1 protein-coding gene is annotated in these 218 nt (G+C 61.0%); it reads left to right on the top strand.

Translation table 11 applies throughout. The features are described 5' to 3' along the window. Window positions 1–218 (top strand): glycosyltransferase (locus SMC1_RS11305; RefSeq protein WP_165849372.1); only part of this gene is annotated, 218 nt, incomplete at both ends.

The raw sequence follows: 218 nt of genomic DNA, 5'->3' as shown, positions 1-218 counted from the left end.
TTCGCGCTGAGGGGTATGAGGTTCACACCATTCCGTTCAGCCGGAATCCGCTGAACCTCCGGAACATCGCAGCCTATCGCGCGCTCCGAAGGCTTATGCAAAGCCGACACTATGTCATGGTGCACGTGCATACGCCGGTGGCCGGATTCTTGGGGCGGCTTGCTGCTCGGCGACAAGGGGTGCCGCACATTGTCTACACGGCCCACGGGTTCCACTTC

The organism is Candidatus Cryosericum septentrionale (genome assembly GCF_003570995.1).
Taxonomy (GTDB): Bacteria; Caldisericota; Caldisericia; order Cryosericales; family Cryosericaceae; genus Cryosericum; species Cryosericum septentrionale.
The sequence above is the reverse complement of the archived record's forward strand: the minus strand, read 5'-3'. Positions and strand labels throughout refer to the sequence as shown.